Here is a 26,865-nt window from a genome sequence, read left to right as displayed (position 1 = left end):
ATATCGTCGTAGGCTGTCAGGAGAAACAGTGCGGCCTGGTTGCGCTGCGACAATCGGCGGCAACGTGTTCGCCAGTGCATCCAACGGCTACGGTGTTCGTCAGAATGGAAGGCTTGCAGAGGATATGGGTAGATCTCCTGTGCCAACCGTTTCCAAAGCCTCATTCTCAGCTTGCCACGGAGGCAGTCCTCAATTACTTTCGCAAGGCTGAGCGACCCGGTCTCGATTCGTTCCCCCAGGCAAGTGCATTCACACAGCGGGCAGGGATTTTCCTTTGAGTAGTTTGTGCAGTACTGGCAATCGACATCTTCAGACTGATAGTGAAATGTAGGTCGGCGTAGGCCGTGACCTCTGGGTTTGAAATGGGGCGGGGTCATCATCATCTGCTCCATCTGGTATAAGGGGGTATCTCTCATGAAGTAGCGCGTCATGGGTGGTGTGCTCCTTTCGGTGAAATAAAAAAGCGCCGGAGTCTTATTTCTAAAACTCCGGCGCTCGGTGTATTACATGGTCAGTTCCTGGCTTTGAGAATCCAAGGAGTGCTGCTCCTGCTCTCGCATGCGCTCCAGGATGTTGGGCATTCCACGTAGGATCTGTTCCTGAACACTTTTAATGCATTGTTCCTGGTCGACAGTCAAATCAACTCCGGCATCCAGTGTGTCGGTGCAGCATCGATAGATTTCGGTGAGCTGTGCTTCGTTAAAAATCAGCTGTTTGGAGACGAGACCGGCACGGATGGCGAAGTCCTGCTTGGCTCCCGTATAGTTATCCTGAAAGTAATGGCCTTGGTTGAGACCTGTGCGGTCACAGCTCCAGTCCCATGTGACGAAATGGACGCCAAGCCGGGTGGGGTGGGCAGCCAGCACTGTGCCGTTGAAGTCGGCCAGCAGGCGGTAGTCGCCGGTCAGGCTTTGGGCCTGCAGGGGCGGAGCCTGTTCCAGCAGCGTCATGTACTCCCGCACTGTGCAGGCCAGATCAGTGACTCGCTCACAGGCTCGTTCCCGTTCCGCCGTTGCCACATCCTCCTGCCAGTAGCGAACCCCTCCGCCCTCTGTGATCCGGCAGAGGGGGAGACCATCCCATTCCACCGGGAGAAGATCATCCTGCTCCGGCTGCGTGGTGAAGCCTTCCCGGCCAAGCACCGTGCAAAGTTCTCGGTAAAATTGTTCTCTATCCATCTTGTTGTGATGCTCCATCAGAAAGACCTCCAGTCATTTCAATTTATACGCCCGCGCAAATAAAAAAAGCCGCCACCTGAATATAGGTGACGGCCACAGAACTTCAGAACGAAGTGGATTGTACTACATTTTGGTACAATCCACTTCGTTCACAAAAAATTAACAAAATATTTTTTGGAGAACACGAATTATTTCCGTATTTTCACCTCGAAAGCGGGCTGAAAAGCGCCGGGATTTAGTTCAAGTCCTCACCCCATAGGGGAAAGGCCGGATGATATCTTTTTCTTGTGCAGTAAAATTTGGACACGAAAAAAGCCCGGAAACCGCATGGTTCCGGGCTTTTTCGGTGCGATATCTTTTTTGGTCGCACAATGTGGTTGCGGGGGCTGGACTTGAACCAACGACCTCCGGGTTATGAGCCCGACGAGCTACCAACTGCTCTACCCCGCGATATTGCTGCCATATCAGATAGCTTATATACTATACCATGCTGTGACACAGTTGTCAAGCACAAAAATAAAAAAATATATATTTCTATCATCAACAAGACGATATACCCTGCGCAGCTGACCGGCTGGCGGTCGCTTTGGCTTGAAACAGCGCCCGCCGCCGTGCTATAATATGCACAGCAGCCATAATATGCTTATTTCATCAGGATACTCCCATCAGCCGCTCTGACTGAAAAAATACCTGTAAAAATGGGTATAATAGCTGCAAACGCAACAATCCAATGACAAATGAGGCGAAAAATATGACTAAGATTGATATCATCTCCGGCTTTCTCGGCGCGGGCAAAACTACGCTCATCAAACGCCTGCTCGCGGACGCGCTCGCAGGTGAGCAGGTCGTGCTGATAGAAAACGAGTTTGGCGAAATCGGCATTGACAGCGGCTTTCTCAAGGAATCAGGCGTTGTCGTCAACGAAATGAACGCAGGCTGCATCTGCTGCTCGCTCGTCGGCGATTTCGGACAAGCCCTGCACGATGTAATAAGCCAATACCATCCCGACCGCATTCTGATTGAGCCTTCGGGCGTGGGCAAGCTGTCCGACGTGATCGCGGCCGTGCAGAACGCGCAGCTTGCCGTTGCGCTCAACTCCTTTGTGACGGTCGTCGATGCGCTCAAGGCCAAGATGTACCTGAAAAACTTCGGCGAGTTTTTTGAAAATCAGGTCGCCCATGCGGGCTGCATTCTGCTCTCACGCACGGCCGAGTGCCCCGCCAAGAGGCTCGATGAGACCATCGCCCTGCTGCGCGGCCTGAACCCGCGCGCGCGCATCGTCACCACCCCATGGAAGGAGCTGACCGGTGCGCAGCTGCTCGCCGCAATGGAGGGCAGCCGTGATCTGGCCGCCGAGGTGCTCGACGAGATCGCGCACGCGCACGACCACGACTGCGACTGCCACGCGCATGAGCATTCGCATGAACACGCGCATGGCGCGGACTGCACCTGCGGCTGCCATGACCACGAACATCACCACCACAGCCACGGGCATCACCATGACCATGACCATGATCATGACCACGGCTGCGGCTGCGGCCACGACCACACCGCCGAGGAAGTCTTTACCTCTTGGGGACGCGAGACCACGCACAAATACACTGAGGACAGCCTGCTCCGCGCGCTGACCGCGCTGGGCGACCCCTCGCTCGGCACGGTGCTGCGTGCCAAGGGCATCGTCGCGGACGAAAATGGCGGCCAATGGCTGCACTTTGACTATGTGCCCGGCGCGCCTGAGATACGCCGCGGCGCGGCCGATTACACCGGCCGTCTGTGCGTCATCGGCGCTTCGCTGGATGAGGAGCGCATCGCTTCGCTCTTCGGATTGGCATAAGGGGGACTGCTCATGACACGCATCCCGGTCTACCTGTTCACCGGCTTTCTGGAAAGCGGCAAGACCCGCTTCATCAGCGAGATACTGAGCGACCCGAACTTTACCGAGCACGAAAAGACGCTGCTGCTCCAATGCGAGGAGGGCATCGAGACGCTTGAGGAGGACGAGCTGCGCAAGTGCCGCACTGTGCTTGAGAGCATCGACACCCAGAAACGCTTCACCCCCAACATCCTCAAACGGCTTGAGCAAAAGCATCAGCCTGACCGCATCATGATCGAGCTGAACGGCCTGTGGAAGCTGGAGGATGTAGTCAGCGCCTTTCCCGCGCGGTGGGAACTGTACCAGATCGTCTGCACGGTGGATGCCTCCACCTTCGCGCTATATTCGCAAAACCTTGGCCCGATGATGTTCGAGCATATCACGACGGCCGACCTCATCGTATTCAACCGCTGTACAGACGAGCTGAAGGACATGCTGTACGCCAAGAACATCAAGGCGATGAACCCGCGCGCGGCCATCTATCTGGACGATGTGGACGGCAACTCCGAGGATTACGCCCAAAATATGCCGCTGCCCTTCGACCTTGACGCTGATGTGATCGACATTGCCCCGGATGAATACGGCCTGTGGTACGTCGACGCGATGGGCGATCCCACCAAGTACGACGGCAAAACCGTCCGCTTTATCGGACAGGTATATGTCAGCGATGCCGTTCCCGCAGGCTCGTTCATCCCCGGGCGCTTCGGCATGGTGTGCTGCGCGGATGACATCACCTTTCTCGGGTTTTTATGCCGCTATGACGGCGTAAAGGCACTTACGCTTCGCCAGTGGGTGCGCGTGACCGCCTCGGTCACAGTAGAGAGCCTGCCGCAGTACCGGGGCGAAGGCCCTGTGCTCCACGCGCTCGAGGTCATCCCCGCTGATGCCCCCAAGGAGGAGCTGGTGTACTTCAACTGACCGTCTGCCGCCAAACCCGCTTTACAAAAAACAAACGCACCGGCGCTCGCCGGTGCGTTTGTTTGTATGCTGTGCTTTTTAGATGGGCAGGCAAGCCCTGTTTTAACCAAGCTGTGGCAGCGTGGCAAAGCCCTTTTCCAGCTCAGCGTCGGTCGGGATGTGGTTTTGCATCGTGCCGTCATGGTAAGCCTGATAGGCTGCCATGTCAAAATAGCCCGTGCCGGTCAGGCCAAACAGAATGGTCTTGGCCTCGCCGCTCTCCTTGCAGCGGAGCGCCTCGTCGATCGCGCCGCGAATGGCGTGCGCCGACTCCGGCGCGGGCAGGATGGTTTCGACCTTAGCGAACTGCACGGCCGCGGCGAAAACATCGGTCTGCTTGGCGGAAACGGCCTCCATATAGCCGTCGTGATACAGCTTGGAGAGCATCGGGCTCATGCCGTGATAGCGCAGGCCGCCCGCATGGTTGGAAGCGGGCATAAAGCCGTTGCCCAGTGTGTACATCCGCGCCAGCGGGGTGACATGGCCGGTGTCGCAGAAGTCATACGCGTACTTGCCGCGGGTGAAGGACGGGCAGGAGGCCGGCTCGACCGCAATGATGCGCGGGTCGGCCTTGCCGGTCAGCTTATCCTGCATGAACGGCGCAATCAAACCGCCGAGGTTGGAGCCGCCGCCCGCGCAGCCGATGACGATATCCGGATATTCGTCCAGCAGTTCCATGGCCTGCTTACTCTCCAAGCCGATGATGGACTGGTGCAGCAGCACCTGATTGAGCACCGAGCCGAGCACATAGCGGTAGCCCTCGGTCTTGGTGGCCAGCTCGACCGCCTCGGAGATCGCGCAGCCGAGCGAGCCGTTGCTGTGCGGGTCGGCGGCGAGGATGGCGCGGCCGGCCTCGGTCGTGTTCGAGGGCGAGGGCGTAACATCCGCGCCAAAAGTCTGCATAACTGCCTTGCGGTAGGGCTTCTGCTCGTAAGAAACCTTGACCATGAACACCTTAAGGTCAAGGCCGAAGTACGCACAGGCCTCGCTCAGCGCCGTGCCCCACTGCCCCGCACCGGTCTCGGTGGTCAGCCCCTTAAGTCCCTGCTCCTTGGCGTAATACGCCTGCGCGATGGCCGAGTTGAGCTTGTGGCTGCCCGAGGTATTGTTGCCCTCGAACTTATAGTAGATTTTTGCCGGGGTGTCGAGCGCCTTTTCCAGATTATACGCCCGGCACAGCGGCGAGGGGCGGTACATCTGATACATGTCAAGCACAGGCGCCGGGATATCAAAATACCGGGTCGTGCTGTCCATCTCCTGATGCGCGAGCTTGTCGCAGAAAATGGGATACAGCGCCTGCTCGGGCAGCGGCTCATGCGTACCCGGATGGATGAGCGGGTCGGGCTGCTCCTTCATATCCGCGCGCAGGTTATACCACTGCTTGGGCATTTGCTCCTCGGTGAGATACAGTCTGTGCGGAATCTTAGCCATGGTCTTTCCTCTCCTTCTATCATAATCATTGCAAACAAAATAAAAAAACTCCCATCCCAAAATTGGGACAGGAGCCTGTAAACCAAACTCTTGCGGTACCACCCAAGTTGACGCGAAAACGCGCCCGCTCACTTTCCCGTGTCCGGTCGCAACACAGGCTCCCCTGATAACGGGCGGAGTCCCCGTCGCCGCTACTCGGCCAGCGCCTTTCGCCTTGCCCTGATAAAGTCCATTCACAAAGCCCTTGCCTGCCGCGCTCACACCGTCCGCAGCTCTCTTGGAGGTTCGGTCTCTCTGCTACTCGTCTTCGTCATCGGTTTTTCGATATGTTCCAAGTATATGCGCAAATCCTGGATTTGTCAAGCACGATTTTGGAAAATATCAAGCCCTGCCAGCTGCCTATGGCAGCAGCGTCTCCGCGCGCGCAAAATCCCCATTGCGCACATAGAGGTCATATGCGATCTGGTATTCGGCCAGTTGGCCAAGCGCGCCGCTCTGCACAGTTGACTGAAAGGTCTTGACCTTGCAGGGGATGCCCTGTTCCGCCAGCAGGCGCTCCATGCGGTGCGCCTGCTCGGCCGAAAACGTCGAATATAGCCGTCGGTGTGTCAGAAAATACAACATATGCGCCCTCCCTTTGCGTATTCTGCCGCGCGCCCGCGTTATTTTTTGCGCCCGGCTCTTGCCCAGCCCTTCTTTTTTGGCGTCGGGCGAATGCTTTTACCCGTCCGGGCCGGTTTGCCGGCGGACGGCTTTTCACCGCGCGCCGGGCGGATCAGACATTCCTTACCAAAGCCGATCAAATCCTCGCGCCCGGCTTTTTTGAGCGCCGCCAGCACGATCGGCCGCTTGTCCGGCCGCCGCCATTGCAGCAGCGCACGCTGCATGGCTTTTTCCTCGGGTGTTTTGGCCACATAGACCAGCTGCATCGTGCGCGGGTCAAGCTCGGTGTAGTACATCGCGGTCGAAAGCGTACCCGGCGTGGGGTAAAAGTCCTGCACCTGCTCCGGGCAGTAGCCGATTTTGTGCAGGTACTCGGCCAGCAGGATGGCGTCGTCCAACGTCGCCCCCGGATGGGATGACATCAGATAGGGCACCAGATACTGCTTACGCCCTAATTTCTGGTTGATGCGGGCGTACCGCTCGCGGAACTGCTCATATACAGAGAATGATGGCTTACCCATATAATACAGTGCGTTATCACTCATATGCTCGGGCGCAACCTTGAGCTGCCCGGAGATATGATGCTCGACCAACTCACGGAAGAAGGCGTCGTTCTTATCGGCCATCATGTAATCATACCGCAGACCGCTACGCACAAACACCTTTTTGACGCCCTTGATGCGCCGCAGCGCGCGCAGCAGCTCGAGATAATCGGTGTGGTCAGCCTCGAGATTTTTACACGCCGTGGGAAACAGGCAGCGCTTGTCCCGGCAAAGGCCGTGCTGCTCCTGCTTTTTGCAGGAGGGAAAGCGGAAATTGGCCGTCGGCCCGCCGACATCGTGGATATAGCCCTTAAAGTCCTTGTGCGCCGCGATCTGCTTGGCTTCGGCGATGACGCTGTCATGGCTGCGGGACTGGATGTACCGCCCCTGATGGAAGGCCAGCGCGCAGAAGTTGCACGCGCCAAAGCAGCCCCGGTTATGGATGATGGAAAACTGTACCTCGGCAATCGCGGGCACGCCGCCGAGCGCTTCATAAGACGGATGGTAGGTGCGCTGATAGGGCAGCGCGTAAACGCGGTCCATCTCCGCGGTGGTCAGCGGCCTTGCGGGCGGGTTCTGAATCATCACGCGCTTGCCGTGCCGCTGCAGCATGGCGCGGCCATAGGCAAAATCCTGCTCATCGTACTGGAGCTTGACCGAGCGCGCGTAATCCGCCTTACTCGCGCACACCGCCTCAAAGGAGGGGCACTCGACCGCCGCAAAGGCCAGCCCGTCCGCGTCGTGCGCCATATAGGCCGTGCCGCGTACCCCCTCGCAGGCCGCCGCGCCCTTTTTGCCGCGCTTGAGATTGTTTGCCAGCTCGATGACCGAATGCTCGCTCATGCCGTACATCAGGCCATCCGCGCCGGTCGATTCGAGAATGGACGGCATGATACGGTCAGCCCAGTAGTCATAGTGCGCGAAGCGGCGCAAGCTGGCCTCTATGCCGCCCAGATAGATGGGCGTATCCGGAAAGGCGCGCCGCGCAAGCATCGAGTAGACAGTCACTGCGCGGTCCGGCCGCTTGCCCGCCTTGCCGCCGGGCGTGTAAGCATCGTCCGAACGGCGTTTTTTGGCAGCGGTGTAGTGGGCGACCATCGAGTCGATGTTGCCGCCATTGATGAGCACCGCGTAGCGCGGGCGGCCCATCCCGACGAAATCCCGCTCATCGTGGAAATCCGGCTGGCTGAGGATGGCGACCTTGTAGCCCGCGTCCTCCAACACGCGCGAGATGATCGCCGTGCCGAACGAGGGGTGGTCGACATAGGCGTCCCCGGTGACGAGCAGAAAATCGCAGTAGTACCAGCCGCGGGCGGCCATATCCTGCTTGGAAATGGGGAGAAAATCGTTCATATAATCCTTTCGTCATGGCGCATTTCCTCGTTTCTCAGGGCAGCGCGCGCTCATAATGGTAAAAATAACCGTTTCCACAGAGAAACGGTTATTTTATGTGCCGTGTCGGCGCTTCAATTATCCAGATAGAACTGCACCAGCTCCTGCATCAGCTCATCGCGGTCGATCTTGCAGATCAGGCTGCGCGCGTTGTTGTGGTTGGTGATGTAAGTCGGGTCCTCGGACAGGAGATAACCCACGATCTGGTTAATCGGATTATAGCCCTTCTCCTTGAGCGCGTCGTACACTGCGGTGAGAGTACGCTTCATTTCCTTGTTGGACTCGTCCACAAGGCTGAATTTTCTTGTGCCGTCAAGCATGTCTTTCTCCTTTCCGATCCTACGGACTGCTGTTTCCTATAAACAGCATAATACAAAACGGCTGAAAAGTAAAGTCCTATCCGCGCAAAACCGCGCTGAAATCTTTTTCCAGCGCGGGCGCGCGGCGCAGGCCGGAGGCGTCAGCCCCGCAGCACCGCGCCGAACTCCTTTTCCAACGCGGCGATGGCGTCCTTCATCGCCTTGTCGCACTCCCCATCGGTCAGCGTACGGTCGGCCGCGCGCAGGGACAGCGAGTACGCCACCGACTTTTTGCCCGCCGGGATGCCCTTGCCCTTGTAAACGTCGAACAGGCGCACTTCCTCCAAGATCGCGCCGCCGGCCTTTTGGATGCTGGCCTGCATGGCGGCGGCGGGCACGCTGTCGTCCACCAGCACAGCGATATCGCGCGTCGAGGCCGGGAACTTGGGCAGCGGGCGGTACCGCTTTTCCCCGTCGATCGCGTCAAACAGCGCATTCATGCGCAGCTCAGCCGCGAGCACCTCGCCGCCAAGGCCGTACCGCGCCGCAATGAGCGGATGCACCGTGCCGAACACGCCAAGCTCCTTGCCATCCGCCAGCACGGTCGCGCAGCGCCCCGGATGGTAGGAGGGATTTTCCGTTTGCTGCACGAATTGCAGCGGCTTGAGATGCAGCTCCCTGCCCAGCGCTTCGATCACACCCTTGAGCTGGAAGAAGCTCAGCCTGCCGTAAGAGCCAAGCGTAAGCACCTTTTCTTCGCGCGGCAGCACATCGGGGTCGGCCTTGCCATCCCTGACGGCAGGCGTGTAGACCGTGCCCAGCTCAAAAAGCGAGGCTGTGGGGTTGCGGTGTGCGTTATTGTGTGCCAGATTGTCCAGCATCGAGGGCAGCACGGTCGTGCGCATGATGCTGAAATCCTCGCCCAGTGGGTTGCGGATGGTGGTCGAGATGCGGCGCGGGTCATCCGCGTCCCAGCCGATCATGTCATAGCACTTGGGCGAAATGAACGAGTGGCTCATGGCCTCGTCAAAGCCGGCCTCGCGGCAGACGAGCGCGGCGGCGCACTCGGCCTGCTGCTTGGCGCTCAGCTCGCCCTGCACCATCTCACCGGCGTAGAGCGTGGTCGGTATTTTATCGTAGCCGTACATGCGCGCGACCTCTTCGGCCAGATCGCACATGCGGTCAATGTCGGTGCGAAAGCTGGGCACGACCACCTTGCCCCCCTCGACCGCAAAGCCAAGCTTTTCGAGCAGCTTCTGCTGCTCGCTGTCCGGCAAATCCAGACCAAGCAGCGCATTCATCTTCTCCGGCTCAAAGGGCAGACGCTTGGGCGCGGCATCGGCGTTATCCACGTCGATCACGCCGTTTACCACCTCGCCCGCGCCGAGCAGCTCGACCAGCTCACATGCGCGCTCGACCGCGTCGCGCGTCATACGCGGATCAAGTCCCTTTTCAAAACGCCCCGAGGCCTCGGTGCGCATACCCAGCGCTTTAGCGGTCACGCGCACGGTCGCGCCGTGGAAATTGGCCGACTCGAACACAACGGTCTGCGTGCTGCCGGTGATCTCCGAATTGGCGCCGCCCATCACGCCCGCCACGGCGACCGGCTTATCCTTGTCGCAGATGGCAAGCATGCTGCCGCTCAGCATGTGATCCACGCCGTCGAGCGTTTGGATGAACTCGCCGTCCCGCGCGCGGCGGACGACAAGCTTACCGTCGGTCAGGCAGGCATAGTCAAACGCATGCATCGGCTGGCCGTATTCCAGCATGACATAATTGGTGATATCAACGATATTGTTGATTGGCCGAACGCCCGCGGCGTGCAGACGCTGCCGCATCCACGCGGGGGACGGCTCAATGCGGATATTCTTGACCAGACGGGCGGTGTAGCGCGGGCACAGGTCGGCATCACGCACCTCGACCGACAGATACCGGCCGATATCGTCCCCGCTGCCGCGCACGACCGGCTCTTTGACGCAAAACGGCCGATCAAAGGCGGCGGCAGTCTCCCGCGCCAGCCCGATGACACTCAGGCAATCCGGGCGGTTGGAGGTGATCTCAAAATCGGCCACCCACTCGTCAAGACCAAGCACCTTGCGGATATCATCCCCGGGCTTGCAGTCCTCGTTGAGGATGAAAATACCATTCTCGATACAATGGGGGAACTCGGCCTGCTGCGCGCGCAGGTCGGCCGGTGTACACACGGTGTTTTTGCCCGTATCGACGGCAATGAAGTCCCCCTCGTGGATGTTCGCGCAGTCGGTCGTCAGCGCGGTCTCGCCCGCGCCGCAGTCGACGGTCAGCGCGTACTGCCCGTAAGCTGCGGTCGTGACCGACAGCACCTTGGCGCACCGCGTCTCGCCGTACAGCTTGTAGCCCGCGGTCAGTTCGGCGGGCAGCGAGGGCTGCTGCTCCTTCAGACTGTGGTAATCATTCAAAATGGCGGCAGCCTTGATGACCGCGTAGGGTGCGTTGTGGGTATCGAGCTGCAGCTCCCCCAGCGAGCACAGCATACCGTTTGATACCTCGCCGCGCAGCTTGCCGCGCGTGATCTTGACGCCGCCGGGCAGCGTCGATTTATGCTTGGCCACCGGGAGCAGATCGCCCACATGGACGTTCCACGCGCCGGTGCAGATCTGCGTGACTTCGTCACCCACATCGATTTGACAGATCCACATATGGTCAGAATTGGGGTGGCGGGTCATTTCCGTCACGCGGCCGACCACGACATTTTCAATCTCCGCACCGAGGTTGTACACCTCCTCGACCTTAGAGCCGGTCATGGTCAGCCGTGCGTCATACTCCTTGGGCGTGACGCCGGTGATATCAGTATAATCCGAAAGCCAGAAAAGCGGCAGTTTCATTCGATTTATTTCCTCCTTATTCACATCGCGCCGTTGGGCGCTTCAAATGGAGACTGTCCTACCAAATTTTCGCGCCAGAACGCGCATGAAACAGGAAATTGCGCTGCAATTTCCGTAAAAAACGCGAGGCGTATACCTGCGTTTTACTCCCCCGACGCAGCACCCTTGGGGGCATCGTTCGGGTATCGAAAGCCGGTTTCCTTGGAGCCGGCTTTCGTAATATAGGGAGCCTTGGAAGTCCCCTGTAACAGAAGTCTCCTATACTCGTTCAGAACTGATGCAAGAACCGCACGTCGTTCTCGTAAAACAGGCGGATATCGTCGATCTTGAACCGCCCCATGACCATGCGCTCAAGGCCGATACCGAACGCATAGCCCGCGTATTCCTCGGGGTCGATGCCGCTCATCTCCAGCACCTTGGGGTGCACCATGCCGCAGCCGAGGATCTCGATCCACCCCTCGCCCTTGCAGAGCGGGCAGCCCTCGCCGTGGCAGCGGTAGCACTGGATATCCATTTCCGCCGATGGCTCAGTGAAGGGGAAGTGGTGCGGGCGGAAGCGGACGACCGTATCCTCGCCATAGAGCTTTTTGGCGAACAGCGCAAGAATGCCCTTGAGGTCGGACATACGGATGCCCTTATCGACCACCAAGCCCTCGATCTGGTGGAACAGCGGCGAGTGGGTCGCGTCCACCGCATCCGAGCGGTATACGCGGCCGGGCGCGATGATGCGGATGGGCGGCTTTTTCTTTTCCATCGTGCGCACCTGCATGGGCGAGGTCTGGGTGCGCAGCACGACGTTGTCCGAAATATAGAAGGTGTCCTGCGTGTCGCGCGCCGGGTGGTCGCGCGGGATGTTGAGCGCTTCGAAGTTATAGTGATCCAGCTCGACCTCGGGCCCTTCGGCGATCGAAAAGCCAAGGCCGAGGAAGATATCCTTAAATTCATCCAGCACGGTACTCAGCGGATGCTTCTTGCCGATGACAAGCGGCTCGCCCGGCAGAGTCACGTCGATGGTCTCGCTCTCGAGCTTGTGCCGCAGAGCGGCCTGCTCGACGACCTCCTTCTGCTTGTCGATCGTCTTCTCGATCTCGGCGCGCACATCGTTGATGAGCTGGCCGACGACCGGGCGCTCCTCCTCGGCAACGTCCTTCATACCCTTGAGCAGCGCGGTCAGTTCGCCCTTTTTGCCGAGGAAGCGGACACGCGCCTCGTCCAGCGCGCGCGCATCCACGGCAGCGCCGAGCTGCTCCTTGGCGGCCTGCAAAATATCTTGCAGCTTCTCTTTCATGGTGACTCTCCTTTTATTATCAAACATCATGGATTGGGATAAACAAAATAAAAAAGCCCTCGTCCCGTAATTAAATAGGGACGAAAGGCATGCTGCTGCTTCCGTGGTACCACCCTGATTCCCGGCCGCAGCCGGGCGCTCATTGAACGCCGGTAACGGAGCGTCAGTCCGCCCGCGCCTACTGCCCCGCTCGGGCGGTTCAGCGCGGGTGCTCACAGGGGAACTTCGCCGCAGGTCTCTTTGGGCGGCTCACAGCCAAAGGCCGCCTTCTCTGAAAAGAGCGCGATAGGGCTACTTTCCCTGTTCATCGCAGTTTTGCTTTATATCAGTTTTATTAAAGCATACCCTGCGCGGAAATGCAAGGCCTTTTTGCGTTTTTTGGTGCAGGACGGGTGAAAACTCCCGAATATCGCTTGACAACCCTGCCCTTTGCGGCTATACTGATAAAGTTAATACGGAAACGCGATGAAAAAGAGGAGTATTCCCGCCCCCGGCCTTTCAGAGAGAGAGCGGTTGGGTGCAAGCTCTCGGACGGACGGGAAGAAGGTCGCTTTGGAGCAGGAGGGCTGAACACGCTTGGTAGGCCGTCCCGTCCGCCCACGTTACGGGTCAATGAGTGCGCGGCGCTGTCGCCGCGAAGTTAGGTGGTACCACGGAGCACGCTTCGTCCTATTGATGCGGACGGCGTGCCTTTTTATTTTGTAAACCAAAAGGAGACAAAGCAATGCGCGAACTGCCAAAGACCTACGACCCCAAAGCGGTCGAGGACAAGCTGTATCAGTTCTGGAACGATTCCGGCTTCTTCCACGCCGAAGTCAACCCGGACAAGAAGCCCTTCACCATCGTCATTCCGCCCCCGAACGTCACCGGCCAGCTGCACATGGGACATGCCTTTGACGAGACCCTGCAGGATATCCTCATTCGCACCAAGCGGATGCAGGGCTACGAAGCGCTCTGGATGCCCGGCACCGACCACGCGGGCATCGCCACCCAGATCAAGGTGGAGGAAAACCTGCGCGAACAGGAGGGGCTGACCCGCCACGACCTTGGCCGCGAAAAATTCCTTGAGCGCGTCTGGGCGTGGAAGGAGCAGTACGGCGGCCGCATCATCAGCCAGCTGAAAAAGCTCGGCTCGTCGTGCGACTGGGCGCGTGAGCGCTTTACGATGGACGAGGGCTGCTCGCGCGCGGTGCGCGAGGTGTTCGTCAACCTCTACAACAAGGGGCTGATCTACAAGGGACACCGCATCATCAACTGGTGCCCGCACTGCGCCACCGCACTCTCCGACGCGGAGGTCGAGTATGAGACCCAGCCGGGCAAGCTGTGGCACATCCGCTATCCGCTCAGCGACGGCTCGGGCGCGCTGGTCGTCGCCACCACCCGGCCGGAGACCTTCATGGGCGACACGGGCGTGGCCGTCCACCCGGACGACGAGCGCTACAAGCACCTGATCGGCAAGACCTGCATCCTGCCCATTATCGGCCGCGAGATACCCATTTTCGGCGACGAATATGTTGATATGACCTTCGGCACGGGCTGCGTCAAGGTGACGCCCTGCCACGACCCGAACGACTTTGAGATGGGCGAGCGGCACCAGCTCGAGCAGATACTGGTGTTCCACGAGGATGCGACCGTCAATGAAAACGGCGGCAAATACGCGGGGCTTGACCGTTACGAGTGCCGCAAGGCCGTCATCCGCGATTTGGAGGAGGGCGGCTACCTCGTCAAGACCGAGGAGCACGAGCACAACGTCGGCACCTGCTACCGCTGCGGCACGACCGTTGAGCCGATAACCTCGGCGCAGTGGTTCGTCAAGATGCAGCCGCTTGCCGCGCCCGCAATGCAGGTCGTCACCGAGGGCAAGACCCGCTTTGAGCCCGACCGCTTTGCCAAGACCTATCTGCGCTGGATGGAAAACGTGCACGACTGGTGCATCTCCCGCCAGCTTTGGTGGGGGCACCGCATCCCCGCCTTCTACTGCGACGAATGCGGCGAAATGGTCGTTTCCAAGGAGGATGTGCAGGTTTGCCCCAAGTGCGGCGCGGCGCATATGCGGCAGGAGGAGGACGTGCTGGATACTTGGTTCTCGTCCGCACTGTGGCCGTTCTCTACCCTCGGCTGGCCGGACAAAACGCCCGAGCTTGACTATTTCTACCCGACCTCGACGCTCGTCACCGGGTATGACATCATCTTCTTCTGGGTCGCCCGCATGATCTTCTCCGGCGTGGAGCACATGGGCGAAACCCCGTTCGACACCGTTTATATCCACGGCCTTGTGCGTGATGCACAGGGCAGAAAGATGTCCAAATCCCTCGGCAACGGCATCGACCCGCTCGAGATCATCGACCAGTACGGCGCGGACGCGCTGCGCTTTACGCTGGCCACCGGCAACAGCCCCGGCAACGATATGCGCTTTTCGGACGAGCGCGTACAGGCCTCGCGCAACTTCTGCAACAAGATCTGGAACGCTTCGCGCTTTATCCAGATGAATCTGACCATCGACACCGATAAGCAGGCCGCGCTGCCCGCCGACCTTGCGACCGAGGACAAGTGGATCGTCTCCAAATACAACACGCTTGTGCGCGAGGTCACCCGCAACATCGACCAATACGAGCTGGGGCTTGCAGCCTCCAAGCTCAACGACTTTATCTGGGATAACTTCTGCGACTGGTATATCGAAATCGCCAAGACCCGCCTGCAAAACGGGGACGAAAATGTGCAGCGGGTGCTGTGCTATGTGCTCTCGGGCGCGATGCAGCTTCTGCACCCCTTCATGCCCTTCATCACCGAGACCATCTGGCAGGCCCTGCCGCACGAGGGGCCGTCGGTCATGGTGTCTCCGTGGCCGGAATATGACGAAACGCTGCACTTTGCCGCCGAGGAGGCGCAGATGGAAACGCTGATGAGCGCGGTGCGCGCCATCCGCAACCGCCGCAGCGAAATGAACGTGCCGCCCTCTAAAAAGGCCAAGGTGCTCGTGCTGACCGAGCAGAAGGACACCTTTGCCGCGGGTCGCGTGTTCTTCGCCAAGCTGGCCTACGCATCGGAGATCGAGCTGATCGACGCCGTGCCCGAGGATGCGGCCAAGATGGCCTCGGTCGTCACCGGCGACGCGCAGCTTTATATGCCGATGGGCGACCTGATCGACTTTACCGCTGAGCGCGCCCGCCTTGCCAAGGAAAAGGCCAAGGTGGAGGATGATATTGCCTTTGTCATGAAAAAGCTGGACAACCCCAAGTTCGTTGACAAAGCGCCCGCGCATGTTGTCGCAGTCGAGCGCGAAAAGGCCGATAAGCTCCGCGAGCATCTGGCCAAGCTTGAGGAATCCATCGCCGCGCTGGGCTGAGCAGCGCCGCCGAAGAACCGCCCGCGGGTGGTTCTTTTGGCATTTGACCCAAAAACCGAATCCGCTCACTTTGAGCTTGAGAAAGGGCTTATCATGGATACCCAATCCCCCAAAACAGCGATTGAATATATCCACTCCCTCGGCCGGTTCTCCGGCGCGCCCGGGCTGCACCGCATCCGCGCGCTGTGCGCGGCGCTGGGCGACCCCCAAAACGGGCTGCGGTTCGTCCATCTTGCGGGTACGAACGGCAAAGGCTCGACCGCCTGCATGATCGCCGCCGTGCTGCGCGCGGCAGGCTATCGCGTCGGACTGTACACCTCGCCCTATCTGGTGCAGTTTTACGAGCGCATCCGCGTGGACGGCGCGATGATCGCGGACGATGACCTGAACCGGCTGGCCGCGCGTGTGGCAGCGGCGGCCGAGCGCCTTGCCCTGCCCGTAGGCGAGACCATCGGCGCGTTTGAGTTTACGACCGCGCTGGCGTTTTTGTATTACGCCGAGCAGCAGTGCGACATCGTCGTGCTCGAAACCGGGCTTGGCGGCCGGTGCGATGCCACCAACATCATTCCGCGGGCCGAGGCCTGTGTGCTCACGCCGATCGCACGCGACCATCTGGGCGTGCTGGGCGACACGGTCGCCGCGATCGCTGACGAAAAGGCCGCGATCATCAAGAGTGGTGCGACAGTCGTGTGTGCGTCCGGCCAGCCGGACGAAGCTGTGCCGGTCATTCTGCGCGCGTGCGAGGGCGCAGGTGCGGTGCTGCACCGCGCGTCCGACGAATACAGGCTGCTGCGCTGTGATATACACGGCTCGGCCTTTGTCTACGGCGGACAGGGCTACACCCTCGCCATGCCCGGCCGCCACCAGCTGCAAAACGCGCTGACCGCGCTGCACACCGTCGAAGCGCTGCGCGCACGCGGCTGGGACATCCCAACTGAAGCCGCCGTGCGCGGCCTTGCCTGCGCGCGGATGCCCGGGCGGCTCGAGCGGCTGCGGGAAACGCCGCTCGTACTGCTGGACGGGGCGCATAACGCGGCGGGCGTTGCAGCGCTGTGCCGCGTGATCGACGATATGCTCAAAATGCGCAGGCTCTATGTCATCATGGGCATGGTGCGCGATAAGGAATACGAGGTATGCATTCCTCCGCTTGCCCGCCGCGCCGATGTATTCCTTGCCTGCGCCCCGGATGAGGACGAGCGCGCGCTGCCCGCGCAGACGGTTGCGGCGATCGCCGAGCGGCAGTGCCGCGCTGTGTTCGACTGCGGCAGCGCCGCGCAGGCCATCGCCATGGCGCTCGACCGTGCCGGCCCACACGACTGCGTGCTGATCTGCGGCTCACTTTTTCTCGTCGGCGAAGCCGAAAAGATACTGCACGCGCGACAGAAACCGACAGATGGCTAAGGAAAATTTTGGTAAAATAAGGCTTGTACTGAAAGAGTACAAGCCTTTTTCTTTGCTCGTTGTGGGGACAGCGAGACAAGTCCCCGCCAAAACCGATTCTTTTCGAGGTGACATATATGCTGCACATCACACAAGCTGAGCGGGACGGCGTGCTGACCGTGTCGCTGACGGGCGAGCTTGACCACCACGCGGCGCGCGCCGCGATCGAGCAAGCCGAGGATCTGCTGGTGCTCTACCCCAGCCAGCAGCTGATCCTCGACCTGTCCGGGCTGACGTTCATGGATTCCTCCGGTCTTGCTGTCGTGCTGCACCTGCACCGCACCTGCGCGCGCAGCAGACGGGACTTTGCTGTGCGCGGCGCGCCGCCGCAGCCGATGCGCGTGTTCGAAGCGGCGGGGCTGCCGCAGGTGATGATTTTTGAAAAGGGGGAATAAAGATGCGTGCGCTCGTCAATAAAATGAGCTTGAAATTCGAAAGCCGCTCGGTCAATGAGGGCTTTGCGCGGCAGGCGGTCGGCGCGTTCGTCGCCCAGCTTGACCCGACAATGGAGGAGCTTGGCGATATCAAAACCGTGGTTTCCGAAGCGGTCACCAACGCGATTGTACATGGCTACGCGGACAAAAGCGGCTTTATCACCGTTTCCGTCCGCTTGTTTGAGGGGCGTATGCTTGAGCTGAAGGTCAAGGATGCGGGCTGCGGCATCGAAAACATCGCACAGGCACGGCAGCCTATGTTCACCACCGGCAACGACGAGCGCTCGGGCATGGGCTTTACCATTATGGAGAGCTTTACCGACCGGCTGCATGTGCGCTCGACGCCGGGCAAGGGCACGCTGGTGACCATGGTCAAAACGCTGCGGGAGCGGGCGCGTGACCAGTGAGATGCGCGGCCTGCTGGCAGCCGCGTCGGCCGGCGACCGCGAAGCCGAGGCGCGTCTGATCGAGCAGAACAGCGGCCTTATCTGGTCGATCGCGCGGCGGTATTACGGGCGCGGCACTGAGCCGGACGACCTGTATCAGCTGGCCTGCGTAGGCTTTATCAAGGCTGTGCGCGGTTTTGACCCGGATATGGGCTGGGAGTTTTCGACCTATGCCGTGCCCAAAATCGCGGGCGAAATACGCCGCTTTCTGCGAGACGACGGCGCGGTCAAGGTCAGCCGGGCGGTCAAGGAGCGCGCGCAGCGCGTGCGCCGCGTGCAGAGCGAGCTGGAAAGCCGGACAGGCCGCTCGCCCACCGTGTCCGAGCTGGCCGAGGCCACCGGCCTGACCCCCGAGGAGGTCGCCGCGTGTGAGCAGGCCGAAGTCGTGGTCGACTCGTTTGAGCGCGAGCTGTCCGGCGGCGGGCGACTAGGCGATCTGGTAGGCGACGACGGCATGGAGGAGCGCACCTGCCTGTACCTTTCGCTGCGCGAAGCGCTCACCCTGTTGCCGGAGCGCGACCGCGAAGTGCTGGCACTGCGCTTTTCACGCGATCTGACGCAGCAGCAGGTCGCGCAGATCATCGGCGTATCGCAGGTGCAGGTCTCGCGCATCGAAAAGCGCGCAATCGCAGCGCTGCGGGAACGGCTGAAGGAATAGCCCCGCACTCACCCCAATATGCCAACAACCGCGGGGGATGCTGCTGCATCTCCCCACGGCTGCCATACTTCCTTACCTGAGCGAAGAAAGCAATTTCTCCGCTCAGGTTTCTTTTTTGACTTGCTGTGCTGCTATTCGCCCATCACCTGAAACACCACATCGCGCGTGCGGTCGCGGGTGTCGCATTCGACCAGCGTCAGATTCTGCCACGGGCCGAGGGTCAGCTCACCCTCCACAAAGGGGACGGTGATGAACGGCGAGAGCAGCGCGGCCTTGATGTGCGATGAGCCGTTGTCGTCATGCCAAGTGTCATGATGATGGTAATGAATCACGCGGCCGGTCTCGTCTGTATAGGGTGAGAATACGTCCATCGCGGCCTTGAGGTCGTGGTGCACCATACCCGGTTCAAATTCCAGCGTGGTAAGCCCAGCCACGCCTCCGGTGGTAAACCCGGTGATGATGCCCGACCGCATCCCCGTCTGGCGGGCGGCGTTCTGTATCGCCGCGCGGAAATCCTCGGTGATGTCGATCATGCCCATATGCGCGCGTGTGCGGTAGGTTTTTGTCTCGGTATAAACAGCCATTCACTCTTTCCTTTCTACTGCTTTTGCCTCCGTCCGCCGCCTCAAAGGCAGGCAAGATACTGCCCATACAGCGTCTGCCCATGGTCACAGGCCAGCCGCTGCAGCATATCGTGCGAGATATAGCCGCGCTGGTAGGCCACCTCCTCCAGACAGGCGATGTAGCGGCCGCTCTCATCCTGCACGCGCTTGACCTCCTGCGCGGAGGACAGCAGGTTATCCGCCGTGCCGGCATCCAGCCAGAGGAAGTCCCTATCCAGCTTGACCACATGCAGGCTGCCGCGGCGCAGGTATTCCAGATTGACGTCTGTGATCTCCAGCTCGCCGCGCGGCGAGGGCTTTAGCTCACGTGCGATCTCCATCACGTCGTTGTCATAGAAATACAGCCCCGGAATAATATAGTTGGACCTCGGAAAGCGCGGCTTTTCCTCAATAGAGACCGCGTTGCCTGCCTCGTCAAACTCGACCACGCCGAAGGCGCGCGGGTCGCTGACATAGTAGCCGAATACACACGCGCCCCGCTTGAGGGCGATCGCCTGCTCGAGCTTGCATTCCAGATTGCTCGAATAGAAAATATTATCGCCCAGCACCAGACAAACATCGTCCCCGCCGACGAAATGCGAGCCGATCAGCAGCGCATCCGCGATACCGCGCGCAAACTCCTGCACCTCATAGGTGATGTTGACGCCAAAGCGGCCGCCCGAACCGAGCAGGCGGTAAAATGGTCCCTCCTCCCCCGGCGGAATGATGATAAGGATATCCCGTATGCCCGCCTGCATCAGCACGGCGAGCGGATAATAGATCATCGGCTTGTCATACACGGGCAGCAGCGGCTTGCAGACCGGCCGCGTCATCGGATACAGGCGCGAACCCTTTCCCGCAGCAAGAATGATTCCCTTCATGGCGTTTCCTCAACCTTTTCTTTGTATGATAGCACCAATATGGCGCGATATCGGCATAGCTGCACGGCAAACGGACGGGTCAGTCCTGATAGGCGGCGGCCGTGTCGATCGTCACTTGCTGCGCTGCGCCATCCCACGAGACGCCGAAATCGAGCGCCGCGGCCAGATCGCGCAGCTTGAAGTAGTTGTTGCCCGCAATCTGGTAGGCGGTCAAGTCAAGCCGTCTGCCATCCAGCCAGACAGACGCGGTCGTGAGTGCGGCCTGCCCGGCGGTCAGCTGCGCCGCGCCTTCCCCGCCAACCGGGGTGTACTGCTTGCCGGACAGCAGGTCGATGCGCTGCGCCGCGCCATTCCAGCTGACCTCGAACCGCGCGTCCGTGTCCGTCAGGGCAAGCGCAAGGTCGCGCAGCTTGAAGTAATTATTGCCGCCTATCTCATAAGCCGCAAGCTGCACCGGCTTGCCGTTGATCCGCACCCGGTGGGTCGAGACGCGGGCGGGCGGGTTGGTCAGCCCGCGCAGCGCGGCAATCGTTTCGGCCACTGTACCCTTGGGACTGCTCAAGTCATCAAGCCCATCCCAGTAAGAGTAGCTGTACCTCGTCATGCCGGCGGTCAGCTCATCCAGCGCCGCACGGAGCGCGTCTTCGCTGACCGGCGCGCCGTTAAGCGTACAAACCGGCGCCGGCTCGCCGTCTACATCGCGGGTGTAGGTCAGCGCGACCGTCATCCGGTCGCCCTGCTTGGTGTGGTACTTGACCGGGTTGCCGAAGAACTCCACCATCGCTTCGACCAGATACGCGCCGTCTGCGCCGACGTACAGGCAAGTCTCGGGCGAGACATCGCTGCCGAAATTGCTCACCCCCGTGGGGATATCCAACTGCTTGAGGCTGTTTTCATAGGTGTACAGCCGCTGGCCGCTCATGCCCATGCCGCAATACAGCTCGGGTATGCCATCTGCGTCAAAATCGACCAGCCGGGTGAGCGACAATCCCTGCCACATGCCCTCCATCGGGCTGTCCGCCCCGGCCACCGCTGCCTTTCCATAGGCATCTTGCAGCGCTTGGATGGTATCCAAATACGCCCGCGCGCCCTGCGGCGATAACTTGCCCGTGCTGTCCACCGCGCAGGCCACAGAAAACACGCTTGCTGCCGCTAACGCCGCGCAAACCAGTTTTTTCATTGCGCATTCCTCCTTTTACCGTTACTTTCAGTGTACCACCCAGTACCCCGGCTGTCAATTCCCGCATACCCAAATATGCGCGCCGCGCGCCCTGCCGGAAACACAAAAGCGCGGGCAAAGCCCGCGCTTTTGAATCCGGACGCTGCCGCGCCGGGCAACGTCATATAGCGATCAAATCTCGGTTTTTCGGAGAAAAGCTCCGCAATAGGGGAAGCCTCCCGTCCGTGCTTCTGTGCTTACGCCTTACCAAGCTCCTTGACGCGTGCCTGCGCAGCAGCCAGACGGGCGATCGGAACGCGGAAGGGCGAGCAGGATACATAGTTCAGGCCGACATTGTGGCAGAACTCGACCGAGGACAGGTCGCCGCCATGCTCACCGCAAATACCGAGCTTGATGTTCGGACGCACCTTCTTGCCGTTATCAACCGCCATCTTGACCAAACGGCCAACGCCATCCTGATCCAGACGGGCAAACGGGTCGGATTCGAGGATTTTCTTGTCGAAGTAGGTCTCGAGAATGCGGCCGATATCGTCGCGCGAGAAGCCGTAGGTCATCTGGGTCAGGTCGTTGGTGCCGAAGGAGAAGAACTCAGCCTCCTGCGCAATCTGATCCGATGTGACAGCGGCGCGCGGGGTCTCGATCATCGTGCCGACCAGATACTTCATATCCACACCGGCGGCGGCGATCAGCTCGTCAGCCTTGGCCTTGATGACCTGCTTGACAAAGCGCAGCTCGTTGATCTCCGACACCAGCGGCACCATGATCTCCGGCGTGATCGGCAGGCCGTCCTCCTTGGTTACGTTGATGGCAGCCGAGATGATGGCCTCGGTCTGCATCTCAGCGATTTCGGGGTAGAGCACGTCCAGACGGCAGCCGCGGGTACCCAGCATCGGGTTGAACTCGTGCAGGTCGGCTACCTTGGCCGCGAGCTTTTCAAACGGAACGCCCATCTCACCGGCCAGCTCACGAATCTCCTCAGCCTCATGCGGCAGGAACTCGTGCAGCGGCGGGTCAAGCAGGCGGATAGTGACCGGCAACGTACCCATTGCGCGGTAGATGGCTTCAAAGTCACCCCGCTGCATGGGCAGGATCTTGGCAAGCGCCGCCTTGCGCTGCTCGACCGTGTCGGAGACGATCATCTCACGCACGGCCTTGATGCGCGCCGGCTCGAAGAACATATGCTCGGTGCGGCACAGGCCGATGCCTTCCGCGCCGAACTTGCGCGCCTGCGTGGCATCGCGCGGGGTGTCGGCGTTGGTGCGCACCTTGAGGGTGCGGATCTCGTCCGCCCAGCTCATGAAGCGACCGAAGTCGCCGGTCAGCTCAGCTTCCTGCGTGTCGATCTTGCCCAGATAGACGTTGCCGGTCGAGCCGTCGAGCGAGAGGAAATCACCCTCCTTGACAACCGTGCCGTCGGCAAAGGTCAGCGTCTTGTTTTCTTCCGAGACCTTGATGCCGTTTACACCGGCGACGCAGCAGGTACCCATGCCGCGCGCAACAACGGCGGCGTGGCTGGTCATGCCGCCGCGGGCGGTCATGATGCCTTCGGACACGGCCATGCCGTCAATATCCTCGGGCGAGGTCTCCTGCCGGACGAGCACGACCTTGGCGCCGCTCTTATGCGCCGCGGCGGCCTCCTCCGCAGTGAAGTAAACCGCGCCGCAGGCAGCGCCGGGCGAAGCCGGCAGGCCGCTGGTGATCGGCTTGGCCGCAGCGAGCGCGGCCGGTACAAAGGTCGGGTGCAGCAGCGAGTCGAGCTGCTTGGCCTCTACCTTCATCATGGCCTGCTCCTTGGTGCACACGCCCTCCTCCACGAGGTCGACTGCGACCTTAAGCGCGGCCTGCGCGGTGCGCTTGCCGTTGCGGGTCTGCAGCATGTAGAGCTTGCCGTTTTCGATGGTAAACTCCATATCCTGCATATCGCCGTAGTGCTGCTCCAGACGGCTGGAAATATCAACAAACTGCTGATAAACCTCGGGCATGGTGTCTGCCAGTGAGGAGATTGGCTGCGGGGTGCGGATGCCGGCAACAACGTCCTCGCCCTGCGCGTTCATCAGGAACTCGCCATAAAGCTTCTTTTCGCCTGTGGCCGGGTTGCGGGTGAAGGCAACGCCGGTGCCCGAGGTGTCGCCCATGTTGCCGAATACCATCGACTGGACGTTGACCGCGGTGCCCCAGCTGTGCGGGATGTCGTTCATGCGGCGGTAAGTATTGGCGCGCGGATTGTCCCACGAGCGGAACACTGCGCGGACAGCCTCCATCAGCTGCTTTCTGGGGTCCTGCGGGAAGTCCTCGCCGAGGGACTTCTTGTAGTGCTCCTTAAACAGCACGATCAGCTTGCTCATATCGTCCGCGTCCAGCTCGTTATCGTGCTTGACGCCCTTTTCTTCCTTGACCTGGTCGATAAACTGCTCAAACGAGGACTTGGGCAGCTCCATCACGACATCCGAGAACATCTGGATAAAACGGCGGTAGGAGTCACGAGCAAAGCGCGGGTTGCTCGTCAGCCCCGCGACGGCCTCGCAGATCTCGTCGTTCATGCCGAGGTTGAGGATGGTGTCCATCATGCCCGGCATGGAAGCGCGCGCACCCGAACGAACGGATACGAGCAACGGACGCGCGGGGTCACCCAAGGTCTTGCCGGTTTCCTGCTCCAGCTTGGCAAGATACTCGACGATCTGCTCCTGAATATCGGGCGCGATGGTCTTGCCATCCTCATAATACCGGGTGCAGGCCTCGGTCGTAATGGTAAAGCCCTGCGGCACAGGCATGCCGAGACCGGTCATCTCAGCCAGATTCGCGCCCTTGCCGCCAAGCAGCTCGCGCATTTGCCCATTGCCTTCAGGGAACATATAAACATACTTCATGGGACCTATTTCCTCCTTTTCATTTGCCGTGTGTTATTAAACACATTTCATGTATGCATTCTTATTATAGCACGTCCCATGCCGCGTGTTCCATTGTGGGATTCCACCGTTTTCACAAAAACATATTGTGCATTTTAACGGCATTGTGTTCCAATTTTTCCGAAAGCAGTCATATAATTATGCATTTTGTATGATTTTGTAATTATTTTCCAGTGCATCCTGCACAAATACCGAAAAAGGGGTCGGCGAAACCCGCAGGCCGCCGATCCCCTTTTGCACATTGGACACAACTGAGACAAAGAGCACATTTTGGCCCTCGTAACGTCCCGCGTCCAAGCTCACACCATAAGCATACCCCGCCGACGACTGGTAATATTCGTCGCTAAAAAGGTAAAACGTATGCTTATTGAGCAGGTCGATATATTCCAGTATCAACCGCTCGGCCTGCCGCTTGTTGGTGGGCAGGTCGCTCACACGGTACAGATAGTGCACCATGTGCTGTCCGTTTTTCCACTCCTCCTCCCGCATGAGCAGCGACACACCGGCCAGCTTGCCGAAATCCGGCACGGGATAGCTGTCCGCATAGCACAGCGCGGCATCCGGCTGGTGCAGTTCGGTATACTCGGACGGTGTGTATGTCCGGCTACGGTCGAGCGCTTCGATCCGCTCGATCGACATCGAATAGGAGGGACTGCCCGAGGCCGGACTTTTCGAGACCACGCCGACCACGCGGCCAAAGCGGTTGACCAGCGCGCCGCCCGAATTGCCGCTGAGCGAGACCGTGCTGCTCTCGATAAACGGCTCGAGCGCATTTTCGGTGTATGCCGGGTTCGTTACCTTTCCGGCGGACAGCTTTTCTGCGCCGCCGCCCGGGTAGCCGATCGTGTACACCCTGTCGCCGCGCTGCACCGCTCCGCCGGTTTGCAGATAGGGCAGGTCAAACGCGCCCTCCAGCCGGATCGCCGCCAGGTCAAGCCTTGTATCCATCGCATACACAGAAACCTCGTAGCTTCTGCCGTCCGGCAGCTTGGCAACAACACGGTCGACACCATTGATGACATGCGCGCAGGTGACTGCGTCGCCCTCTGCGCTGAGCACAACCGCGCTGCCCATGCCGAAGGACTGCCCCGCCGCGTCATAGGTATAGAGCTTGCACACGGCGGGCATGCACTGGCTGATGATCTCGCTTTCGGTCAGCTCAAGCTGCACATACAGCTCGACCGGCCGGCGCAAAGCAGGGTCTGCCATGCGGGTGACGATGGCCGCGGCTTCGCTGCGCAGGATGCGGCTATCCGGCAGAAAGCTGCCCTGCGCGTCCGAACCGGTCAGCACCCCGGCACGGTACAGGCAATACACCGCTGGGGCGTATGCCGCCGACAACGCCACATCCGGAATCGCGCCGTCCTCGACCGTGCCCAGCGGCGCGAGCGCTTCCTCGGGCAGCGCGGCGGCGAACACCGCGGCAAACACCGCGCGGCTGGCCGGCGCGTCATAGCTTTCCGGCTCCCCGGCCAGCAGGCCGTTTGCCAGCGCATAATCCGCATAGCTGCGGTACCACGGGTCGGCAGGCGCAAAATCGGTGTCGCCTTGCATGTACAGCCGGTGGATGCACGCGGCCAGCTTGACCGCCTCGGCGACAGTCAGCTCGCCGTCCGGCGCGAAGGTGTCAGCCGATTTGCCGTTTATCAGACCGTATTCATAGGCTGTACGGACGTTCTGCTCGTACCACGCGCCCTGCGGCACGTCCGCAAACTGCCCTGCGGCATAAGCTGCCTGCGGCGTGAAATTCTCATAGCCGGCAAAGGCCACCGGCAGCGCGCTGAGCATGGTCAGCAGCGCCAGCAGCAGTCCGGTCAGTCTTTTTTTCATACTTATGACCATTCCTTTCCGCTGCGCCACAAGGCACAAAACAGCATGAAACTGAATTGCCACTAACGCAGCTCGTAGAATTTTGTTAGAATAGGCTTGAGGATGCAGGCACACTACGTGGACGGTGAACTGTGTGCCGAACAGGCTGCTTAACAATGCGTTATTCACGCTCAACCTCCATAATCGCCCGAAAAATCGGGTAAAACTGCTGAGGGACTACGGCATTTCCTAGTCCTCTAAGTCTGTCCACCCGATGGGGAATCCCATGAGACACTCGACCCACATCGGGTTCAGTTGCCCACCAACTTCCGTCTGCAGCTGGTACTGCCGATTTTTGCGATAATCTTTGCATCCCCTGTTTTTGTAGTCCGTGGCGATGGGTGTCGGATACATCCGCTCCACAAGCATCACTTGTGTGCTGAGATGTGTCGATCTCTCGATCGGTCGCCCACTGGTCGTGGCCGTCATGCCGCATTGCCCCGCAATCGGCGTTGGCCATAGTTTGACAGCGCCGGTCAAAGTGAGCACCGACCTGTCGTGACGTCCTTGACTGTACTGATAATCCCCGCTCTCCGCCGCCCTCACAGTAGGCCACAATTGCGATTCTGTCCCGACGGTGCGGCGCACCAACGGCACAAGCCGGAATAACCAGCGG

The 26,865-nt window shown here is 60.1% G+C and carries 20 protein-coding genes, 1 tRNA gene, 1 pseudogene and 2 other annotated features; of the genes and pseudogenes, 8 read left to right on the top strand and 14 right to left on the bottom strand.

All coding sequences use genetic code 11. The features are described 5' to 3' along the window. From MR935_RS07795 to MR935_RS07785, 3 genes and pseudogenes are all read right to left on the bottom strand, one after another. Positions 1-431, bottom strand: a pseudogene (locus MR935_RS07795) (hypothetical protein); the annotation flags it as partial. 72 nt (positions 432-503) lie between these two features. Next, positions 504-1,196 (bottom strand): hypothetical protein, encoded by a 693-nt coding sequence (locus MR935_RS07790; protein WP_087233670.1) that lies wholly within the window; start codon positions 1,194-1,196, stop codon positions 504-506. A gap of 356 nt (positions 1,197-1,552) precedes the next feature. Continuing rightward, positions 1,553-1,628: transfer RNA gene (locus tag MR935_RS07785), tRNA-Met, on the bottom strand. 301 nt (positions 1,629-1,929) lie between these two features. Between MR935_RS07785 and MR935_RS07780 the strand changes: the two genes are divergently transcribed. Both MR935_RS07780 and MR935_RS07775 read left to right on the top strand, forming a co-directional pair. Further along, positions 1,930-3,012, top strand: a complete 1,083-nt coding sequence (locus MR935_RS07780) for a CobW family GTP-binding protein (protein WP_290572493.1) — start codon at positions 1,930-1,932, stop codon at positions 3,010-3,012. A gap of 12 nt (positions 3,013-3,024) precedes the next feature. Beyond that, positions 3,025-3,969: a TIGR03943 family putative permease subunit gene (locus MR935_RS07775; RefSeq protein ID WP_290572491.1), complete on the top strand. Its 945-nt coding sequence runs from the start codon at positions 3,025-3,027 to the stop codon at positions 3,967-3,969. Positions 3,970-4,071: 102 nt separating this feature from the next. Here the strand turns inward: MR935_RS07775 and MR935_RS07770 are convergent, their stop codons facing one another. The 6 genes from MR935_RS07770 to pheS all read right to left on the bottom strand — a co-directional run bounded on the left by MR935_RS07770 (position 4,072) and on the right by pheS (position 12,487). Then, positions 4,072-5,439 (bottom strand): TrpB-like pyridoxal phosphate-dependent enzyme, encoded by a 1,368-nt coding sequence (locus MR935_RS07770; RefSeq protein ID WP_290572489.1) that lies wholly within the window; start codon positions 5,437-5,439, stop codon positions 4,072-4,074. Positions 5,440-5,838: 399 nt separating this feature from the next. Then, positions 5,839-6,063 (bottom strand): putative signal transducing protein, encoded by a 225-nt coding sequence (locus MR935_RS07765; RefSeq protein WP_290572487.1) that lies wholly within the window; start codon positions 6,061-6,063, stop codon positions 5,839-5,841. Positions 6,064-6,101: 38 nt separating this feature from the next. Continuing rightward, positions 6,102-7,997, bottom strand: a complete 1,896-nt coding sequence (locus MR935_RS07760) for a YgiQ family radical SAM protein (protein WP_290572486.1) — start codon at positions 7,995-7,997, stop codon at positions 6,102-6,104. A gap of 113 nt (positions 7,998-8,110) precedes the next feature. Then, complete coding sequence (locus MR935_RS07755) at positions 8,111-8,356, bottom strand: IreB family regulatory phosphoprotein (protein WP_031475480.1); 246 nt, start codon at positions 8,354-8,356, stop codon at positions 8,111-8,113. A 140-nt stretch (positions 8,357-8,496) separates the two neighbouring features. Then, positions 8,497-11,199, bottom strand: coding sequence for a phenylalanine--tRNA ligase subunit beta (gene pheT, locus MR935_RS07750; RefSeq protein WP_290572485.1), 2,703 nt, complete (start codon positions 11,197-11,199; stop codon positions 8,497-8,499). Between the two features lie 268 nt (positions 11,200-11,467). Beyond that, the gene (gene pheS / locus MR935_RS07745) at positions 11,468-12,487 is read right to left on the bottom strand and encodes a phenylalanine--tRNA ligase subunit alpha (RefSeq protein ID WP_290572483.1); all 1,020 of its coding nucleotides are present in this window, start codon (positions 12,485-12,487) and stop codon (positions 11,468-11,470) included. Between the two features lie 73 nt (positions 12,488-12,560). Then, positions 12,561-12,804, bottom strand: a binding site (T-box leader). Positions 12,805-12,943: 139 nt separating this feature from the next. Further along, positions 12,944-13,162, top strand: a binding site (T-box leader). Between the two features lie 49 nt (positions 13,163-13,211). Here pheS and MR935_RS07740 point away from each other — a divergent pair. The 5 genes from MR935_RS07740 (at position 13,212) to MR935_RS07720 (ending at position 18,811) form a co-directional block, all read left to right on the top strand. Further along, a complete protein-coding gene (locus MR935_RS07740) occupies positions 13,212-15,833 on the top strand; it encodes a valine--tRNA ligase (RefSeq protein ID WP_290572481.1) in 2,622 nt (873 codons plus the stop codon). A 93-nt stretch (positions 15,834-15,926) separates the two neighbouring features. Further along, a complete protein-coding gene (locus tag MR935_RS07735; protein WP_290572480.1) occupies positions 15,927-17,234 on the top strand; it encodes a bifunctional folylpolyglutamate synthase/dihydrofolate synthase in 1,308 nt (435 codons plus the stop codon). Positions 17,235-17,350: 116 nt separating this feature from the next. After that, the gene (locus tag MR935_RS07730; RefSeq protein WP_290572479.1) at positions 17,351-17,668 is read left to right on the top strand and encodes an STAS domain-containing protein; all 318 of its coding nucleotides are present in this window, start codon (positions 17,351-17,353) and stop codon (positions 17,666-17,668) included. A 2-nt stretch (positions 17,669-17,670) separates the two neighbouring features. Further along, on the top strand, positions 17,671-18,114 hold the full coding sequence (gene spoIIAB, locus MR935_RS07725) for an anti-sigma F factor (RefSeq protein ID WP_290572478.1): 444 nt from the start codon (positions 17,671-17,673) through the stop codon (positions 18,112-18,114). Continuing rightward, positions 18,104-18,811: a sigma-70 family RNA polymerase sigma factor gene (locus MR935_RS07720; RefSeq protein ID WP_290572477.1), complete on the top strand. Its 708-nt coding sequence runs from the start codon at positions 18,104-18,106 to the stop codon at positions 18,809-18,811. Before spoIIAB ends, MR935_RS07720 begins: the two co-directional genes overlap by 11 nt. A 131-nt stretch (positions 18,812-18,942) precedes the next feature. Here the strand turns inward: MR935_RS07720 and MR935_RS07715 are convergent, their stop codons facing one another. From MR935_RS07715 to MR935_RS07695, 5 genes are all read right to left on the bottom strand, one after another. Then, a complete protein-coding gene (locus tag MR935_RS07715) occupies positions 18,943-19,395 on the bottom strand; it encodes a YjbQ family protein (protein ID WP_290572475.1) in 453 nt (150 codons plus the stop codon). A gap of 41 nt (positions 19,396-19,436) precedes the next feature. After that, on the bottom strand, positions 19,437-20,294 hold the full coding sequence (gene rfbA, locus MR935_RS07710) for a glucose-1-phosphate thymidylyltransferase RfbA (RefSeq protein ID WP_290572473.1): 858 nt from the start codon (positions 20,292-20,294) through the stop codon (positions 19,437-19,439). Between the two features lie 79 nt (positions 20,295-20,373). Further along, positions 20,374-21,474, bottom strand: a complete 1,101-nt coding sequence (locus MR935_RS07705) for a hypothetical protein (protein ID WP_290572471.1) — start codon at positions 21,472-21,474, stop codon at positions 20,374-20,376. 236 nt (positions 21,475-21,710) lie between these two features. Continuing rightward, positions 21,711-24,341 carry a pyruvate, phosphate dikinase gene (ppdK, locus tag MR935_RS07700; protein WP_290572469.1) on the bottom strand — a complete coding sequence of 877 codons (2,631 nt, stop codon included), beginning with the start codon at positions 24,339-24,341 and terminating at the stop codon, positions 21,711-21,713. A gap of 177 nt (positions 24,342-24,518) precedes the next feature. Next, positions 24,519-26,210 (bottom strand): trypsin-like peptidase domain-containing protein, encoded by a 1,692-nt coding sequence (locus MR935_RS07695; RefSeq protein ID WP_290572467.1) that lies wholly within the window; start codon positions 26,208-26,210, stop codon positions 24,519-24,521. Between the two features lie 415 nt (positions 26,211-26,625). Here MR935_RS07695 and MR935_RS07690 point away from each other — a divergent pair, with 415 nt between their 5' ends. Continuing rightward, a complete protein-coding gene (locus MR935_RS07690) occupies positions 26,626-26,751 on the top strand; it encodes a hypothetical protein (RefSeq protein WP_290572465.1) in 126 nt (41 codons plus the stop codon). Positions 26,752-26,865: the final 114 nt, after the last annotated feature.

The organism is Agathobaculum sp. (genome assembly GCF_022775115.1).
GTDB lineage: Bacteria > Bacillota > Clostridia > Oscillospirales > Butyricicoccaceae > Agathobaculum.
The sequence above is the reverse complement of the archived record's forward strand: the minus strand, read 5'-3'. Positions and strand labels throughout refer to the sequence as shown.